The organism is Arthrobacter sp. Soil_C_60 (assembly GCF_057656375.1).
Genome location: NZ_JBDGKM010000006.1, coordinates 158,840 through 175,262, shown reverse-complemented (window position 1 = coordinate 175,262; position 16,423 = coordinate 158,840). Strand labels below are relative to the sequence as shown.

Here is a 16,423-nt window from a genome sequence, read left to right as displayed (position 1 = left end):
ACCTTGGCTACTCAGGCGTGCCGAAGGAGGCCAGCGCCGCCAGTGCTTCGCGGTCCGCATCCTGGAGCAGATGTCCGTAGTACTCGAAGAGGCTGCTTCGGGCCAGATGCTCCGCGAGGTGCGCGTCGCGGTTGCGGATGGCGTCGAAGACGTCGCTATGGTGGGCGATGGTCCGCAGCATCAGCTCGCGGTCATCCCCGCTCTCTTGGATGGACGACGTGATGAGCTCTTCGATGGACTGGCGCACGGCCTCGCCGGAGATCTGGATCATAGCGTTGCCGCTGGCCCGGGCCACTACGTCATGGAAGTCCAGGTCCGCCTGGCTGAAGGCCTGCTGGCCCTGCTGCCGGGCCTGGCGCATCCGGGCCATCGCCTTCTCCAACTGCAGCAGGTCCGCCTCCGTGCGCCGGACTGCCGCCAGGGAGTTCGCGGCGGACTCAAGGGTCATGCGGTATATCAGCAGATCGGACAGGCTGGACGAGGACGCCTGCGTCAGCCGGGTCAAAAGCTTGCGCAACGGCGCGGCAGTGGGCGCGAGGATGACGGCGCCGCGTGGATCGCCGGGGCGAGCCGCTACGAGACCGCTGCTTTCGAGGACGCGCATGGCCTCGCGGACAGAGGATCGGCTGACCTCGAAACGGGTGACGAGTTCGCGTTCGCCGGGCAGCCTGTCACCAGTTTTGAGCTCGCCGCTGAGAACCGCTTGTTCAACATGCTGGACGATCGCTTCGAAAGCACGGGCTTTCGGCGCCGACTGCACTGTTGGTGTCTCGCCCATCAAATTTCCTTCCCTGGACGGTGCCGATTCAGTCTAGGAATTCGGCGGGTCGAAACGGCCGTCGACCGCGGTCCAGCCGCCGTCTACCATGAGCACTGAACCCGTCACGTAGCTGGAGGCTTTCGAGGCCAGGTACACCACCGCGCCGGCGAGTTCTTCCGGCTTCGACCAACGGCCCAGTGCGCCCTTCTGAGCATAGGCGTTGTACCACTCGGGGTTGTTCTTGATCTGGGCGGTCAGCGGCGTTTCGACCACGCCGGGTGCGATCACGTTCACGCGCACGCCGTCAGGCCCGAACTCGGCGGCGGCGGTCCGCGCGAGCTGCACCAGGGCGGCCTTGGTTGCCGCGTAGACGCCTTGTCCCGGCTCCACGACGTAGGCGCGGATGGAGGCGAACCCGATAATGGACCCGCCGCCGTTGGCCGCCATCTTCGGCGCAAAGGCTTGGATCAGTGCGAAGGAGGCGCGCAGGTTCAGGTTCACCACGCGGTCGAACTCCTCCATGGTGTAGTCCACGATCCGCTTGCGCACGTTCATGGCGGCGGTAAAGACCAGGGCGGAAATGTCGCTGAATTCATCCGCCGCGGTACGGACAGCAGCGAGGTCCAGGACGTCCAGCTGGGTGGAGGTCGCGGAGCCGCCGATCATCGCGGCAGTTTCTGCCGCCGTCGTACTATCCCTGTCGGCACAAACTACGGTGGCGCCGTGAGCGCCGAGGGCAAGGGCTGCCTCGCGGCCAATGCCGCTGCCGGCGCCGATTACCAGGACGCGGTCGCCGGAAAACTGGAAGAGCTGGGTGTAGTCCATTCGTGGGTCCTTCGTGGAGAGCTTGGGCTTACGGTCTGATCATGGCCATGCGGGTCACGGTGAATTCTTCGATGGCGAAGCGCGGCCCCTCGCGGCCGATGCCGGAATCCTTCACCCCGCCGTAGGGCATGATGTCGGAACGGAAGCCGGGGATTTCATTGACGACGACGCCGCCGACTTCCAGCTCGTTGACGGCGCGGAAGGCGGTCTCCAAAGACTTGGTGAAGACGGCAGCCTGCAGGCCGTAGCGCGACTGGTTGACCAGCTCGATCGCCGCGTCCATGTCCGGGACGGCCTGCAGGCAGACCACGGGCCCGAAGATCTCCTCGCACCACAGCTCTGCATCCGCCGGGACGCCGGTGACGACGGTAGGCTGGATGCTCCCGTCGCTGAGCTCGCCGCCGGCCAACACCTGCGCACCGCGGGCGGTGGCGCTGCCGATCCAGCCCATAATGCGCTGGGTGGAGGCCTCATTGATGACCGGGGCAACGCGGGTGTCCGCCGAACGGGGATCGCCGACCGTCACTTCGCCCAGCCTGGCCAGCAGCGCCTGCTCGAATTCGGCCGCGATCGGCTGCTCCAGGACAATCCGCTGGACGGAAATGCACGCCTGGCCATTGGCATAGAAGCCCCCGCGGATTACCGCATCGACCGCGTCGGCGATGACGGCGTCAGCGGCAACGATGAAGCCGGTATTGGACCCGAGCTCCAGCACGGCCTTGCGTGGAGCGGCGTTCTTCGCGATCTGGTGGCCGACCGCGGCGGAGCCGGTGAAGGAAACGACGGCGGCGCGCGGGTCGGCCACGAGCGTTTCGCCCACCTCGATGCCGCCCGTGACCAGCTGCACAGCGGCGGACGTGACGCCGTGATCGGCGAGGACCTCGCGGATCAGGTGCACCGTCCACAGCGTGGCCAGCGGGGCGTTCGGGGCAGGCTTGATGATGATTGGGCAGCCGGCGGCAATGGCCGGTGCAAGTTTGTGGCTTGCCAGCAGCAGCGGGTAGTTGAAACCGGCAATACCAACGACGACGCCGGCGGGGCGCCGCGTCCAGTACCCCACCATGCCTTCGCCGAGGGGCTGCAGATCCAGCGGCACGGTTTCGCCGTGCGTGTGGGCGACCTCCTCTGCGGCCGCGGCCCACGTGGTCAGGGTCCGGGCGACCTCGGTGCGGCAGTCGACCAAGGGCTTGCCTGTTTCCAAGACAAGGAGCTCTTCAAGCTCGGTGCTGTGAGCGGCCAGCGCACCGTGTACCGCCATCAGGACCGCTCGCTTCTTGCCGGCACTGAGCTTGGCGGTTTCGGCGAAGGCCTTTTCTGCCGCATCGAGGGCCAGCCGCGCATGGTCCAGGGTGCCCACCGGTGCCGCTGCCACCACCGAGCCGTCGAAGGGGAAGACCACATCGGCGCTGTCTTCACAGGGCGCCCAGCCATCACCTACAGGCAGTCCGTCCGGGTATGCGTTCAAGTAGGGGGACACCATTCCTGCCTTCGCCGTTGAGGTCTCGGTCTGAGTTCTGCTGGTCTGACCAGTAGATGCTCAAGGCTAGTCACAGCAGGACCACGCGGTCAATCAGTTTCCCGATTTTCGTGTGGCTTGGCGTCATTTTTCTTACAACCGTTGACAAGTTTCGGCTGGACGGGAACAGTCGGAGCCAACAACCCGTTTCTGGATCCCGGGCCCTCCGCCGGATTGTCCAGCCAACCCACGGAGACGGTATCGATGACTTCCGCTTGGCGTAGCAGCGTCTCCCTGGTGGAGGAAACGGCGGCGTTGATCCGAGAGCGGGTTTTCGCTGGCCGCTATGCACCTGGGGACCGGCTTACCCAGGCCGGCCTCTCCGCCGAGCTTGGGCTCAGCCGGACCCCGCTGCGCGAAGCGCTGCGGGTGCTCGAACAGGACGGACTTGTCGTCCTCGATCCGGCCGGCGGTGCCTCCGTGGCCGCGGCAAACCCGGCCCAGCTTCAGGACGCCTACGCTTTCCGCGAGGCGTTGGAAACGGCCGCCTGCCGGCTGGCCGGCCCACGATTGACTGGCAGTACGCTGGCGGAACTGGACCGGCTGGTCGACGAGCAGCGGAGGGTTGGCGGACCGCGCTTCCATCAACTGGTTTCGCGCTTCCACGCCGTCCTGCTCGAAGCCTCCGGCAACAGCTATCTGCAAAAGCACCTGAGCCTGGTGCGGATGACGGAGGAAGTGTTCCGTCCGCGCTACGGGCTCACCACCGAAGCCGCGCTGGAAACGGTAGGTGCCCACGCCGCCGTCGTAAATTCCCTGCGGAAACGCGTGCCCGAAGAGGCGGAACAGCACATCCGCAAGTACTTGGCCCAACAACTCGACATCATAATGCAGCAGGAAAGGCAGCCCCAGTGAGAACCCACAACATCGCCGTCATCCCCGGAGACGGTATCGGCCCCGAGGTGATGGACGCGTCCCTGATGGTGCTGGCGGCCGCGGAAACCGCGTTCGGCTTCACCGCGGAACTGACTCAGTACGACGCCGGGGCACAGCATTACCTGCGCACCGGCGAGCTCTGGACTTCGGACCTTGAAGAGCGGCTGCGCGGCCACGACGCCATCCTGTTCGGCGCCATGGGGGATCCCGCCGTCAAACCCGGGATTCTGGAACGCGGGTTCATCCTTGCCATGCGGAAGGCGTTCCAGCAGGCGGTGAATCTGCGGCCGGTCAAGCTCTACCCGGGCGTCGCGACGCCGATCGCCGGGCTGACACCGGAGCGCTGCGATCTGGTGATCGTGCGGGAAAACACCGAGGGCACGTATGTGGGCCAGGGCTCTACCGTCCATGCGGGCACGCCTTACGCAGTGGCGGTGCAGGAATCCGTGAACACCCGTCCCGGGATTGAACGTGTGGTGGACTATTCGTTCCGGCTGGCGGCGAGCCGCCGCGGGAAGCTGACGCTGTGCCACAAGAAAAACATCCTGATTGAGGCCGGTAACCTCTGGCAGGACACCGTGGACGATCTCAGCGCCAAGTACCCGGAGGTCGAGGTGGACTACGTGCACGTGGACGCCATGTGCTTCCATCTGCCCGTGGCACCGGAGCGCTTCGACGTTGTGGTTACCGACAACCTCTTCGGCGACATCATTACCGACCTCGGCGCCGTCATCCAGGGCGGGCTGGGCGTGGCCGCCAGCGCGAATCTGAACCTGGATGGCTCCGCACCCAGCATGTTCGAAGCAATCCATGGCTCTGCCCCGGACATCGCGGGCAAGGGCTGGGCCAATCCCGTGGGCGCGGTACTCTCCACCGCCATGTGCCTGGCGCAGCTGGGCGAGCAGGACGCCGCGCTGGCTATTGAAGCCGCGGCCGTCCAGGTCCTTGCCGGCCTGCCGGAGCTCTCCGGGCCCGGCATGGGGACTGACACCGCAGGCGTCGGTAAGGAAATCGCCGCGCTGGTCGGATCCGGGCTGTCGCCGGTTGCCGGCCGCTCGGTCATGGCGGACCTGGCCGGGCTGAAGGCGAAATAACCGCATGCCCAGGCCCTTCACGCTGATCCAGCTGCGGTATTTTGCTGTGGTCGCCGAGACCGAGAACATGACGTCCGCGGCCCAGCGGCTGAACATCACGCAGTCGGCACTGTCCAATGCGATCTCGCAGCTGGAGCAGGAACTGGGGGTGCAGCTGTTCATCCGGCTTTCGCAGCGGGGGCTGAGGTTGAGCCCTGCCGGGCGGCAGTTCGCGCAGGAACTGCCAGCGTTCCTGGAGCATGTGGATTCGCTGTACGAGTCGGCCCGGGGGCTCGCGGAGAACCTGACGGGCGAGCTGAAGGTCGGTATCTTTGCGCCGCTGGCGCCGTTCCGGGCACCGGTGATCCTGCAGGCATTCGAGCGGCAGTATCCCGACGTGAATGTCTCATTCCTTGAGGGCGACCAGGAGTTCCTGCGCCGGTCGCTGCTGGAGGGGCACTGCGAGCTGGCGCTGATGTACACGCTCGGGCTCGGCGGAGGCGTCAGCACGCAGTTGGTGGAGCGGGTCCCGGCACACGTACTGGTCCACGAGGAGCATCCGCTGGCAGCGAATCCGGAGCAGGAGGTGGCTTTGCGGGACCTGGAGGAGGAGCCGATGATCCTGCTGGACCTGCCGCATACCCGCGAGTACTACCTGCAACTGTTCCAGCTGGCCAGTGTAAAGCCGAACATCCGGCACAGGGTGTCCGGCTACGAGACGGTGCGTTCCTTCGTGGCACGCGGTCACGGGTATTCGCTGCTGAACCAGCGGCTGCACCACGATCTGACTTATGCCGGCGGGCGCGTGGTGCCACTGCGGCTGGTGGATGACTTGCCCGGCATCGAGGTGGTGCTGGTGCGCCCGGAGGGCGTGAGGCCAACTCGACGGGCGCTCGCTTTCGAATCCGTGTGCAAGCGGTTGTATGGCGCCGAGCGGTAGGTAAGCCGCCGCCGTCGTTCTTCGAATCGGTCCAATCGATAAGAGTTGCAGAAATTATGAATTGGACAGCTGTGAACGGGATCACACAAACTGGAAGGCATCCCGAAGAGGTCTGTCAGCGGCCGTCCTACATCCCGGCAATGGCGCCGGAGCGGCCGGACCTCAGCTAAAACACACAGGAGGAACCGCAGTGCGCGTTCACCAGTCATGTTTCCGCCACAATACCCACCACCCTGTCAGCCTCGACAGTTCCCGAAACTTTTCGATGCAAGACCCTTTACCTGCACGAAACGCAGCGCAACTGGACCGCAATTCACGCTCCGTACGGTGGCAGTCATGACAACCAACGAAACCCAGTCGCGGCCCGGAGCCGCCAGCGCAACGGCTTTCGCCCAATCCGGCAAGACCACGGGGATGCAGAAGCGCGTCCTGGCTGGCGGCAGCGTGGGGCAGTTCATCGAGTTCTACGACTTCGCCCTCTACGGGCTGTCCGCCGTCACGCTTTCGCAGCTGTTCTTCCCGGGCGAGAATGCCCTGATCGGCCTGCTGGCCACGTTCGCCACCTTCGGCGTCGCCTTCGTGGCCCGTCCCATCGGCGGCCTGTTCTTCGGCCAGTTGGGCGACCGGATCGGCCGGCGCAAGGTCCTCTACATCACCTTAGTGACCATCGGCGGGGCGACCGCCGCAATCGGCCTGCTGCCGCCGTACGCTGCCGCGGGTGCCCTCGCCCCGGCGCTGCTGGTGCTATGCCGGCTGCTGCAGGGTTTCTCCGCGGGCGGTGAATCCGTGGGCGCCCCCGCCTTCGTGTTCGAGCACGCCCCGGTCAACCGCCGCGGCTTCTGGCTCAACATCACCCTGGCCGCCACCGCGCTGCCCTCCGTGGTGGCCGGCGCGATGATCCTGATCCTCAGCCAGAGCCTGTCCGACGACGCCTTCTTCGCCTGGGGCTGGCGCATTCCGTTCCTGCTGGCCCTGCCGCTGTCCCTGTTCGGCGTCTGGATCCGTTCCAAGACCGAGGAATCCGAGGCCTTCAAGCAGGTCGCCGCGAAGGCCGAGCAGAAGGAATACAGCCCCATCCGCGATGCTTTCCGCGAGAACAAGGTGCGGATGTTGCAGGTCATCTTCGTCATGGGCCTGACCGCCATGGGCTTCTACTTCCTCTCCGGCTACTTTGTCGGCTACGTGCAGACCACCGGCAACCTCAGCCGCGAGGCGTCCCTGATGGCCAACGCCGCGGCGATGCTGTTCTACGCGCTGCTGCTGCCGATCGGCGGAATCATCGGCGACAGGGTGGGCCGCAAGCCGATGCTGATCGCCGGATCCGCCGCGATCGCCCTGCTGGCCTTCCCCTGCTTCATGCTGGTGACCAGCGGCTCCTTCGGCCTGGCCATGCTGGGACAGCTGCTCTTCGTGGTCCCGCTGTGCATCTACGGCGGCGGTTGCTACACCTTCTTCGTCGAGATCTTCAGCACGAAGACCCGCTTCACCTCCGCCGCGGTCAGCTACAACCTGGGCTATGCACTCTTCGGCGGCACGGCCCCGTTTATCGGCACCGCGCTGGTCACGGCCACCGGCATCGGCTTCTCGCCGGCGTTCTGGCTCTGCGGGGCAGCGGTCATCGTGTTCCTGCTGCTCACGCTGACCAAGGTCCCGGAAACCCGCGGCCGCCTCGGCTGACTAAGAACGACGGCGGGAGCCCGCCTTCCGCCGTCGTTCTTCGCCAACGCTTTTATCGCCTTCACTTTTATCGCCTTCGCCGGCCTGCGCGGCCGGCCGCTCAGCCTTCCAGGAGTTCCACCATGACAGCCGACGCCTTCCTCAAGGACTTCCACCACATGGCCACCATCGGCGCGACGCCGAACAACGGGGTGCACCGCCAAGCCGGCACTGAGGAGGACCGGCAGACCCGCGACTGGTTCGCCGGGTTCGCGGCCGAGCACGGCTGGGAGGTGCGGGTGGACGGCATCGGCAACATGTTCGCGCTGCTGGAGTTCCGGCCCGGGGCGAAGTTTGTGCTGATCGGCTCGCACCTGGACAGCCAGCCGCTGGGCGGGCGCTTCGACGGCGCGTACGGCGTGCTCGCCGGGCTGCATGCTGCCGCCCGGATCGAGGCGAAGGTGCGTGCCGGCGGGGAGCTGCCGCCGTTCAACCTGGCGGTGGTCAACTGGTTCAACGAGGAGGGCGGGCGGTTTGCGCCGTCGATCATGGGCAGCTCGGTCTACGCCGGAATCATGGACCGCCAGCAGATGCTGGACGTCCGGGACCTGCAGGGCGTTTCGGTGCGCGAGGCACTCGCCGGGATCGGGTACCTCGGCACGGACGAGGCGCCGGAGCCGGCGAGCTACGCGGAGATCCACATCGAGCAGGGCCGCATCCTGGAGCGCGAGGGCCTGACCATTGGCGCGGTGGACTCCAGTTGGTACACGCAGAAGCTGGACATCGAGGTGCTCGGCGAGCAGTCCCACACCGGCGCCACCGCGATGGCGGACCGGCACGACGCGCTGGTGGCCGCGTCCAAGATAGTCCTGATGGTCCACGATGTCACCGGCAACTTCGAGGAGGAGGCGCTGGTCTCCTCGGTGGGGCAGCTGACGCTGGAACCGAACTCGCCCATTGTGGTGGCGCGCCGCGTGCACCTGGTGGCGGACCTGCGCTCCAACAGCCCCGAGATCGTGAAGTCGGCGAGGGACAGCCTGCTGACGGACATCGCCGCGCTCGCCGAGGAGCACGACATCCGGATCAATGTGAAGGACTTCGACATCCGTGCCAACCAGTACTACCCGGAATCCGGCGTGGAGTTGACCGAGAAGATGGCGGCCAACCTGGGTCTGGGCGTGCGCCGGATCCAGACCATGGCCGGCCACGATTCGGTGGCGATGAACCGGATTGTCCCCTCGGTGATGATGTTCATCCCATCCGTGGACGGCGTCTCGCACTGCGAGCGGGAGTTCACCACGGACGCGGACATGCTGGCCGGCCTCGACGCGCTGACCGAGGTTGCGCTGGAGCTGGTCAACGGCGCGCTGCTGGCGGACGAGGGCTCAGTTCCGGCCGAAGTCGACGCTTCATCTGCCGCCGTCGTTGACGCTTCCTCCGGCGCCGTCGCCACCGCAGGAGCCAACTCATGAGCAAGCCGCATTACCTGAGCGCGGTCGAGGCGCTCCGCCTGTTCCGTTCCCGCGAGCTCTCCCCGGTGGAGCTGCTGGAGTCCGTCGTCGAGCGCACGGCGGAAACCAACGGGACCGTCAACGCCTTCACCGAGACCATGTTCGACGACGCCCTCGCCGCCGCCCGAGACGCCGAGCAGCGGTACCAACGCGGGGATTACGACGGCGGGGCCTCGGGTTCCGCCGCCGGTTCGGCTTTGCTCGGCCTGCCCGTGGCGACCAAAGAGAAGCACGCCATCGCCGGACGCAGCCTGAGTCAGGGCCTGCTGTCCTGCGCTGACGATGTTGCCGCTGCCGACCATCCGGTAGTCGAGCGGATCAAGGCCGCGGGCGGAATCATCCATGCCCGGACCACGTCGCCCGAGTTCAGCTGTGCGACCATCACGCACAGCCCGATGTGGGGCATCACCCGGAACCCCTGGAACCCGGAGTACTCACCCGGCGGCTCCTCTGGCGGGGCCGGCGCCGCGCTCGCCGCCGGCATGGCTACGCTCGCCACGGCGTCCGACATCGCCGGCTCCACCCGGCTGCCCGCGTCCTTCACCGGTAACGTCGGCTATAAGGCACCGTACGGCCGGATCCCCGGGATGCCGCCGCTCTCCGCGGACTGGTACCGCGGCGACGGGCCGATGGCGCGCACCGTCGCGGACACCGCACTGCTGACCAACGTCATGGCGGGCCCGCACCCGATCGACCACACCTCGGTGGGCCCGGCCGAACCGTTGCCGCTGGAGTTCGGCCCGGTCAACGGGATGCGCGTCGCCCTGTGCATCCGGCTTGGCGACTATCCGGTCATGGCCGACGTGGAAGCCAACACGCGCGCCGTCGCCGCTGCGCTGGAAGCAGCCGGCGCCGTCGTCGTCGAAATCGAACTGTCTTGGTCCAGCCGGGAGATCAGCGAAACCATCTTCACGCATTTCGGCCACCTCCTCGGTGCTGCGATGGAGGAAGCGACCGCCGGCAGCGAGGATCGGCTCGCCGCCTACACCCGCCGCTTCATGGCCGATGCCCGTGTCGCCGCTACGCGCAACAGCCTCGTCGACGGACTGAAGGCGGAGACGCGTATCCAGGCGCAGCTCGCCAGCGCCATGGCCGGGTTCGATGCGCTGATCTGTCCCGCGTCCGCGGTCTCGGCGCTGAAGGCCGACGAGAACTACCTCGACGGGATCGACGTCGGGGGAGTGCACCTGGACCACTACTGGCAGGCGCACATGACCGCACCGTTCAACATCAACAACCGCTGCCCCGTGCTCGCCGTCCCCAGCGGACTGTCCGACATCGGTGTGCCCACCGGCGTGCAGATCGTCGGCCACCCCTATGACGACCTCACGGTCTTCCGCATCGGCGCCGCCGTGGAGCAGGCCCGGCCCTGGGCCGGAAAGCTGCCGCCGCTGTAAAAGTCGTTTACATCACATCTGAAGCATGCTTACATTGATTACACGTTCCATGCGGGGGAGGGGACAGCTCGTGGGAAAGCGCCTAGCGAAGCCAATTGCTGTCTCTGCCCGTGTTTTCGTCGCCGCCGGCCTCGGCGCGCTTGGATGGACGTTCTTTTCAGCAACGACGGCGGCTGCCTCCGACGAATCCGCGGTTCTACCGTCGCTCGAAGCGACGGCTCAAATAGTGGAGACCCGGGCCGCGGAATTGACCGACTCCGCAGCTGCAGCCGTTGATGCAGTGGTTGGCCAGGCCACTCCTGATCTGTCCGGGACCCCGGCGCCTGCGGCCCCGCCGGCTCCGGTCGATCTTGGTGTCGTTCAGGAAATCGAGGCTGTCGTTGTCGACGCCGGACCTATTGTCGAGGCTCCGCCGATGGAAATAGTCCAAGCGGTCGTACCGGCAACGGAAGTCGTCCAAACGGCGGTCCCGGCAGCGGAAGTAGTCCAAACGGTGGTTCCCGCCGTGGAAGTGGTTGCCGCTCCCATCGAGGTCGTCACCGCCCCTGTTGAACAGGTGCTCGAACCGGTGACCGACGAACTCCGTCTCGCTGTCCCGATTCTGCCCGAGCCTCCTGCTGTTCCGGTCGCGGACTCTGAACCTGCACCCGAAGCACAGGCACCGGCCGAGCCGGCCGCCGAACCGGGGCCTACCCAGGCAGAACCTGCCTCTCAGGTTGCTGAGACGGCATCGGGCGTATTCGCGTTGGGCCCGAAGAAAGCCTCCGGCTCGGCTGGAGTCCAAGCAGTGCCCGACCGGGCAAGCCAACAGGCTTCTTTCCCATCGGATGGAATAGTGGGATCCGTTGGGGTTGTGGAGGCCGTCGATCTGGAAGCTCAGCCTCCCAGCATGGACATTGTGCAGCTCCCGGCACCCGATGCTGCTGCCGGCATCAGACGATCGGCTGAAGTTCCTTCCCCAACGGCAGGGCCAATTCCTGTCTCTGCGTTCCCGGTCACGGGCGGTGGTTCGTCAGGTGGCGGAAGTGGATCTCCTGGCCACGGTTCGGCGGATGCTTACCTTACGGGCGGGCAATACCAGCGGGTCGCCGCTGGCCTGGCCCACAGGGCCGAATCTATAGCTCTGCCTGCGTCGCCGGTGTTTGATCCCGGCTCGACGCCTGACTGATCTTCTTCCTGCTGCGCCGGGCTTCCGGCGGCCGGTTTCTGCAGCGCGATCCCTCGCGCCGCATCTATGTAGTCGCCCCGACCGGTCTGCGCAGCTAACCATTCCTCCCCATGGCGGCACTACGTCGTGCCACACCACCTCTGGTATCCAGCCGTACCGGCCATCTGCCTGAAGTGCTTGCGAGGCAATCGATTGTTATCCGCGTCTTGAAGCGGACCCATAAACATCTAGTGGGATATCGTCCGCGGTCTCCCTGGACCCTGCGAAAGGGTGAATTCAGATGACTAAAGCTTGGGATTGGTGAACACAGACCAGCACCGCATTCCGTGCATACCGCGTGGAATGCGGTGCTGTTACCCGCTGGACCCCGCCTCCTCGATAGCTGTGCGGAAGATCGGCAGGCTGCGTTCGATCATGTCTTCGTTGGCCGTCAGGGATATACGGAAGAAGCCCGGTGTCTCGAACATGATGCCCGGAAAGACGAATACATCCTTGGCTGCCAGTCTCTCGGTGAAAGCCAGATCGTCGGGCACAGGGGATTGCATGTAGAGGTAAAAGGACCCTTCCGACCTCTTCGCCTTGTACCCCATCCCCGCCAAGGCATCCACCATGACATCGCGTTTGCGCTGCAACCGGCCGACGTCGATGGAGAACGTTTCCAGCTGCGGCAGCGCATACTGCAGGGTGGCGTTGGGATAGACCCAGCCCGTGGCCAGTTGCAGTGCCTGGATGACAGTCTGGAGCTGGTCGCGGTCGGGCATCGTGGGCGGAAGAGCGAGGTAGCCGATCCGCTCGCCAGGCGCGAGGTGGGTCTTGCCATACGAATAGGCCAACAGCGTGAACGGGTAGAACTCCGCCGGGCTGTGAAAGCGCAGGCCGTCGTAGACAATGCGGTTGTAGGCCTCGTCGGAGACAAGGTAGATACGGCGGGAATTCCGGGCTGAAGCCTCTTCCAGGAGGGCAGCCAATTTCACCAGGAGCTCCGGCGGGTAAATACGACCGGTGGGATTGTTGGGGGAGTTGACGATCACCACCCGAGTTCGCGGCGTGATGGCTGCACCGATCGCGTCCAGGTCGAGGTCGTAGGTTTCGGTGTTGATCTTGACTTTCACCGGTGTCAGTCCGGACTCCACGAGGATCGGCTCGTAGCAGAACCACGGCGGCAGGCTATAGATGACCTCGTCACCGGGATCGGTCACGGCTTTCAACGCCAACGCAATGGCAGTGAAGCCTCCGGTGGAGAGATAGATGTGCTCCGGTTCGAAGGGCACATCGAGGAGCCGCTGCAGCGAAGCCGCCGCAGCATCCTGCGCCTCAGGCAGGTTGGTCTTGTACGCAAACCACTCGTTGTTCCGCGGTGTCAGCACATCCCGCAGCGCAGTCACGTACTCGTCCTGGGGCATCTGGTGGGGATTGCCGAAGCCGAAATCGCAGGCGGTCGGCTCGAACTTGCGGCGCGCATAGAGCGAGTTGTTCAGGAACGTGTTGATCAGTTGGTACGACGGGATGGCCGCAATGGCCGCTGCCCGCTGCGAAGCTGCAGTTCCCTGTGCCCCGGAAGCTTCTACGCCGGATTGTGTGGTGGTCATGGGATGGTCCTTCGAGGCCGTGCCGATCAGGTCGGCGGACTGATGACTTCCCGTGCCGGAGCCCCCAGCGGCGGCGGTACGTTATATGTTCCTCCGGAGCATCCCTACAGACAACGCATTCCCATAGCCCGGAGAACTTCCGGGTCAGGCCACCTCATGCCACGCGGCTACGATGCCGGGAACGGCCCGTTGGAGTTCCTCGTGCGGAAGCGCAAACGGGGTGCGGATCCAGTGCTCCAGTCCATGATCTTCGACGGCGAACACGGAACCGGGAGCCAGCAGGACTCCGCGCCGAGCCGCGGCCTCGGCCAAGGCTGTCGATCGGGGCGCGGGCAGGTTCCACCACAGCGAGAGCCCACCGGCCGGCAGATTCGCCTTCCAGCCGGGCAGCTGTTCGCTGAGCGTTGCGTGAAGCCAGTCCCGCTCCGCGCGGATACGCGTGCGGGATTCCTGGGGCAATCCGTTCCCGATCTGCAGCATGCGCGTGAGGACCAGCTGTTCGAGCACCGGAGCGCCGAGATCCAGTGACGTGCGCATGCTGGTAACTGCGCCCTGCAATGACCTGGGGCAGCGGATCCAGCCCAGCCGCAGCCCTCCCCAATGCGATTTGCTGGCGCTGCCGATGGAGACGATGCGATCCGAGTAAACCGCCATCGGTTCGACGTCGGGAGCGGTGTCCCACCAGAGATCGACGGCGGTCTCATCGACGATGCCTACGGTCTTGGCTGCGTCCAGCTGCCGTGCCCAGCGTTCGCGGCCTTCGTTGTTTAGCAAGGTTCCGGTGGGGTTATGGAAATCGGGCAGGCAGAGCATCGCCGCCGGTTGAACCCGCCGCAGCGCCTGGCCCACCGCCTCCAGATCGGTTCCGTCCGGGCCGATGGGCACAGCGGACACCCGCGCCCCGTGGTGCCGCAGCGATGCGATGGTGTTGGGATAGCTGGGACTTTCCGCCAGCACTCGGGAGCCGGGAGGCAGTACCGCGCGGATCACGGCTGCGAACCCGGCCAGAGCGCCGTTGGTAACGACAATCTGTTCCGGTGAGGTGCCCAGTCCGCGCCGCCGGTACATCTGGGCAATCTCGCTGCGCAGCTCGGGCAAACCCAGCGGGAAGTATCCCATCCCGGAAATGTAGGCAGGCAGCTGAGCCATGGCAGCTTCGTAGTGCTCCACCATGCCGACAGGAGCGGACGGCGCCGCGCAGGTCAGATCCACCGCGTTGCGGCCGGCGGCTTCCAGCTCGACCCCGCCGTCAGGCATCGGTTCCTGGCCGCCCGGTGCCGGACCGCCGGGAACAGTAATGACGGTGCCGGAACCCTGGCGTGCGGTAGCGAAGCCGCGGTCCCGCAGTTCTGAATAGGCCCGCGAAACCGTGGTGCGGCTCAGGCCCAGCTCCGTGACCAGCTCGCGCTCGCTCGGCAGGACGGTTCCATGGAGCATCCGCCCATTGGCCACCAGCCGGCGGATGCCGCGGGCCAACGAGGCGTACGCAGGTCCTTCCTCCGCCAGCGGGCCGATCATCGAGTGCAGCCGCGTGGCGGAGACCCGCCGGTTCTGTACATCCATGTGGCCATTCTCTCGCAATTGGCTATTTTTTTGAAGGCCACTTTGCGGGAGTATTGATGCCATGAGCACGAAAGCAAACCCCGACACCACCACTGATCTCAATACCCAGCCAACGACGACGGCGGCCGCAGCAGCTAAGCGCCGCTTCAGGGGCGGCAGCATCGAGCTCAGCAATCTCAGTCCGCTTGAGCAGCTCAAGGCGGGGCGTCTGCCGCGCCGCTTGGTGCAGCTGTTCATCGGCCTGAGCCTGTACGGGCTGGCGATGGCAGCGTTTGTCCGCGCCGGTGTCGGGCTTGATCCCTGGGATGTGTTCCACTATGGCATCGCCGAGCGGATCAACCTCAGCCTCGGCACCGTGGTCATTATCGTGGGCTTCCTGGTCCTGCTGCTCTGGATCCCGCTGAAGCAATGGCCGGGTCTCGGTACCGTCGCCAACGTCGTCTGGATCGGTGTCGCCACGGATGTCGGGTTGCATTTCATTCCCGCAGCAGATCATCCCGCCAGCCAGTGGGGCCTGTTCGCAGTGGCGCTGGTGTTCAACGGGCTGGCAGGAGCGCTCTACATCGGCAGCCAGTTCGGTCCCGGACCGCGCGACGGACTCATGACTGGATTACACCAGCGCACCGGACTCAGTCTGCGGTTGGTCCGTACCGGCATCGAGTTAACCGTTCTAGGCGCCGGTTGGCTGCTCGGCGGCATCGTTGGTTTCGGAACCCTGGCCTACGCGCTGCTGATTGGACCGTTCACGCAGTTCTTCATGCGCTGGTCCATTGTGCAGCTGGAATACCCCGCCCTTGAGCCGGCAGCGAAGCAGTAGCCTCGCTGCCGGTTCGAGGCTCCGGACTAAAATTTGGCGACGGTGATGGTTGTCGCGGCGCAGGAATCGGCGTACTTGATCAGGGCCTTCTTCTCGGTGCTGTCCACCTTGAGCCCCCAGCGGACCTTCATCGCAACCCAGTCCGCTACGTACTTGCAGCGGTTCTTCGGCGGCATCCACGCCTCCGGACCCTTGGCTTGTTTGGCCGAGTTCAGAGCGGACGTCTGGGCGCTGAGTGCCCGGCCGTCGCCGAGGTCATTGTAGAAGGCGACGCGGCGGGACTGGGGCCAGTAGCGCGCACCGGAACCCCAAGCTTCATGCACCGGGACGAGGTGGTCGATCTGCACCGCCGATGCCGAGTAGTGCGTGCGGTTGTCCCAATTGGTTACCCATTTGCCGGTGCTGACCGTGCACCCCTTGGACGTGGTGTACTTTGTCCGGACCTTGGACTCCTGGATCAAGACCTCGGCCCTGGTGTTTTGGCAGTCCCGGTTCGTGTCCTTCCAGGAGCCGAAGTAGCGGTCCCGGTCGTAGCCGGTGTTCCGCTCCACGGCCACCGGCAGCGAACGTGCCGCCGACCGCAGTGATGCCTTATAGACGGTGGCTGCCTCGGCCGGAACGGCGAGTCCTGCAACCAGAAGAAGGGCTGCCATAATGGCAGCAAGAAATTTCCCCAACATAACAAGTCCCCAAACTTGATAACCCCAACGCACGTGATGCGTGCGGTTATAC

14 protein-coding genes are annotated in these 16,423 nt (G+C 65.5%); 8 read left to right on the top strand and 6 right to left on the bottom strand.

Annotated elements, in window-relative coordinates; genetic code table 11:
* Positions 1-7: 7 nt before the first annotated feature.
* Genes AC3A4M_RS14220 through AC3A4M_RS14210 form a run of 3 tightly spaced genes read right to left on the bottom strand, consistent with a single transcriptional unit; the run spans position 8 to position 3,065 of the window.
* A complete protein-coding gene (locus tag AC3A4M_RS14220) occupies positions 8-778 on the bottom strand; it encodes a FadR/GntR family transcriptional regulator (protein WP_498736362.1) in 771 nt (256 codons plus the stop codon).
* A gap of 33 nt (positions 779-811) precedes the next feature.
* On the bottom strand, positions 812-1,585 hold the full coding sequence (locus AC3A4M_RS14215; protein WP_498736361.1) for an SDR family NAD(P)-dependent oxidoreductase: 774 nt from the start codon (positions 1,583-1,585) through the stop codon (positions 812-814).
* Between the two features lie 28 nt (positions 1,586-1,613).
* On the bottom strand, positions 1,614-3,065 hold the full coding sequence (locus tag AC3A4M_RS14210) for an aldehyde dehydrogenase family protein (protein ID WP_498736360.1): 1,452 nt from the start codon (positions 3,063-3,065) through the stop codon (positions 1,614-1,616).
* A 240-nt stretch (positions 3,066-3,305) separates the two neighbouring features.
* Here AC3A4M_RS14210 and AC3A4M_RS14205 point away from each other — a divergent pair, with 240 nt between their 5' ends.
* The 7 genes from AC3A4M_RS14205 to AC3A4M_RS14175 all read left to right on the top strand — a co-directional run bounded on the left by AC3A4M_RS14205 (position 3,306) and on the right by AC3A4M_RS14175 (position 11,722).
* Entirely contained in the window at positions 3,306-3,956 is a 651-nt protein-coding gene (locus AC3A4M_RS14205) for a GntR family transcriptional regulator (protein WP_498736359.1), read from the top strand.
* On the top strand, positions 3,953-5,071 hold the full coding sequence (locus AC3A4M_RS14200) for a 3-isopropylmalate dehydrogenase (protein WP_498736358.1): 1,119 nt from the start codon (positions 3,953-3,955) through the stop codon (positions 5,069-5,071). The genes AC3A4M_RS14205 and AC3A4M_RS14200 overlap by 4 nt, the downstream gene beginning before the upstream one ends.
* Before the next feature lie 4 nt (positions 5,072-5,075).
* The gene (locus AC3A4M_RS14195; RefSeq protein WP_498736357.1) at positions 5,076-5,990 is read left to right on the top strand and encodes a LysR family transcriptional regulator; all 915 of its coding nucleotides are present in this window, start codon (positions 5,076-5,078) and stop codon (positions 5,988-5,990) included.
* Positions 5,991-6,326: 336 nt separating this feature from the next.
* Positions 6,327-7,667: an MFS transporter gene (locus tag AC3A4M_RS14190; protein ID WP_498736356.1), complete on the top strand. Its 1,341-nt coding sequence runs from the start codon at positions 6,327-6,329 to the stop codon at positions 7,665-7,667.
* A 122-nt stretch (positions 7,668-7,789) separates the two neighbouring features.
* Positions 7,790-9,118 carry a M20 family metallo-hydrolase gene (locus AC3A4M_RS14185; protein WP_498736355.1) on the top strand — a complete coding sequence of 443 codons (1,329 nt, stop codon included), beginning with the start codon at positions 7,790-7,792 and terminating at the stop codon, positions 9,116-9,118.
* Complete coding sequence (locus AC3A4M_RS14180) at positions 9,115-10,554, top strand: amidase (RefSeq protein WP_498736354.1); 1,440 nt, start codon at positions 9,115-9,117, stop codon at positions 10,552-10,554. The genes AC3A4M_RS14185 and AC3A4M_RS14180 overlap by 4 nt, the downstream gene beginning before the upstream one ends.
* 70 nt (positions 10,555-10,624) lie before the next feature.
* On the top strand, positions 10,625-11,722 hold the full coding sequence (locus tag AC3A4M_RS14175) for a hypothetical protein (protein ID WP_498736353.1): 1,098 nt from the start codon (positions 10,625-10,627) through the stop codon (positions 11,720-11,722).
* A 353-nt stretch (positions 11,723-12,075) separates the two neighbouring features.
* On the opposite strand, the gene AC3A4M_RS14170 is transcribed toward AC3A4M_RS14175, so the two are convergent.
* Together AC3A4M_RS14170 and yczR are read right to left on the bottom strand one after the other, a co-directional pair.
* Positions 12,076-13,311, bottom strand: coding sequence for an aminotransferase class I/II-fold pyridoxal phosphate-dependent enzyme (locus tag AC3A4M_RS14170; RefSeq protein WP_498736352.1), 1,236 nt, complete (start codon positions 13,309-13,311; stop codon positions 12,076-12,078).
* A gap of 144 nt (positions 13,312-13,455) precedes the next feature.
* Complete coding sequence (yczR, locus tag AC3A4M_RS14165) at positions 13,456-14,874, bottom strand: MocR-like transcription factor YczR (protein WP_498736351.1); 1,419 nt, start codon at positions 14,872-14,874, stop codon at positions 13,456-13,458.
* A gap of 61 nt (positions 14,875-14,935) precedes the next feature.
* On the opposite strand from yczR, the gene yczE reads away from it, so the two are divergent.
* On the top strand, positions 14,936-15,691 hold the full coding sequence (gene yczE, locus AC3A4M_RS14160; protein ID WP_498736350.1) for a membrane protein YczE: 756 nt from the start codon (positions 14,936-14,938) through the stop codon (positions 15,689-15,691).
* A gap of 26 nt (positions 15,692-15,717) precedes the next feature.
* Here the strand turns inward: yczE and AC3A4M_RS14155 are convergent, their stop codons facing one another.
* Positions 15,718-16,344, bottom strand: a complete 627-nt coding sequence (locus AC3A4M_RS14155; RefSeq protein ID WP_498736349.1) for an HNH endonuclease family protein — start codon at positions 16,342-16,344, stop codon at positions 15,718-15,720.
* Positions 16,345-16,423 lie beyond the last annotated feature (79 nt).